This is a genomic window from Gammaproteobacteria bacterium, assembly GCA_019911805.1.
Lineage (GTDB): Bacteria > Pseudomonadota > Gammaproteobacteria > Thiohalobacterales > Thiohalobacteraceae > JAHJQQ01.
This window is the reverse complement of the sequence record JAIOJV010000058.1, coordinates 1-1,205: the sequence shown is the minus strand read 5'-3', so window position 1 is coordinate 1,205 and position 1,205 is coordinate 1. Positions and strand designations below refer to the sequence as shown.

Below are 1,205 nucleotides of genomic sequence, written 5' to 3'. Positions count from 1 at the left end.
CGACGTCACCCCATCTTGAGTAGCACTTACATTTAGAGTCCGGTTGCCACTGTAGTCGATTTCGCTGCTAACTGCTTCGCGTAGGCGGTAGGTGTCAGCCCACCTAAGGTCTTCTTCGGTCGTTCCTCGTTGTATTCACGTCGCCAGGCTTCGATGAGGATTCGGGCATGTGCCAGGGTCAGGAACCAATGCTCGTTCAGGCATTCATCCCGAAAGCGTCCATTGAACGACTCGACGTAGGCGTTCTGGTTGGGCTTGCCGGGCTCGATCAGCCGTAGCGCCACCTGGTGGGCATGCGCCCAGGTCAGCATGGCGCAACCGCAGAACTCCTTACCGTTGTCGGTTCGGATCACCCGTGGCAGACCACGGGTTGCCGCCAACCGGTCGAGGATCCGCGTCACCTGCTGGCCACTGATCGCCCGTTCCGGCACGATGGCGACCGCCTCGTGCGTGGCATCATCGACGATCGTCAGGCACTTGATGACCCGGCCTTCCGCACTGCGATCGAACACGAAGTCCATGGACCAGACCTGATTGGCCGCCTCCGGCCTGACCAGCGGCTGGCGCTCGCCTGCCGGCACCTTCTTGCGCTTGCGCCGGCGCACCTGCAAGCGGGCCTCGGTATAGAGCCGTTCTACCCGCTTGTGGTTGACCACCTGCCCCTGCTGGCGCAGCTTGAGGTAAATCATCCCTGCCCCGTAGCGCCGATGGCGGTGGGCCAGGGTCACGATCGCCTCCCGCAGCGCGACATTCTGGTCCGGGGCAGGCTGATATCGCAGGCTGCCCGCGCTCATGCGCGCCACCGTCAAGGCACGACGTTCCGACAATCCCCGGTCACACATCCAGCGCACCAGCTCGCGACGAGCTGGTGCGCCTACCACTTTTTTCGCAGCGCCTCGCGGGTCACCTCCTGCTCCAGCAGCGACTCCGCCAGCAGCTTCTTCAGCCGCGCATTCTCCTGCTCCAGGGCCTTCAGTCGCTTGGCCTCCGAGACGTCCAGACCACCGAACTTGCTCCGCCACAGGTAGTAACTGGCTTCCGAGAAACCGTGACGCCGACACAGGTCCTTGACCTTCACTCCCGCATCCGCCTCCCGCAAGAACCCGATGATCTGTTCTTCTGTAAACCGCTTCTTCATGTCCAACCTCCTTCCGGTTAGGATTGGACTCTAAATCGCGGTGCTACTCAATCCGGGGGTGACGTCG

General features: G+C 62.3%; 1 protein-coding gene. It reads right to left on the bottom strand.

Annotated features, from left to right (window positions below; translation table 11 throughout):
* Positions 1-32: 32 nt before the first annotated feature.
* Positions 33-1,138, bottom strand: a protein-coding gene (locus K8I04_06785; protein ID MBZ0071415.1) for an IS3 family transposase whose coding sequence is annotated in 2 segments (ribosomal slippage) — positions 33-880 and positions 880-1,138 — 1,107 coding nt in all. Because the reading frame shifts where the segments join, the coding sequence is not laid out codon by codon here.
* Positions 1,139-1,205 lie beyond the last annotated feature (67 nt).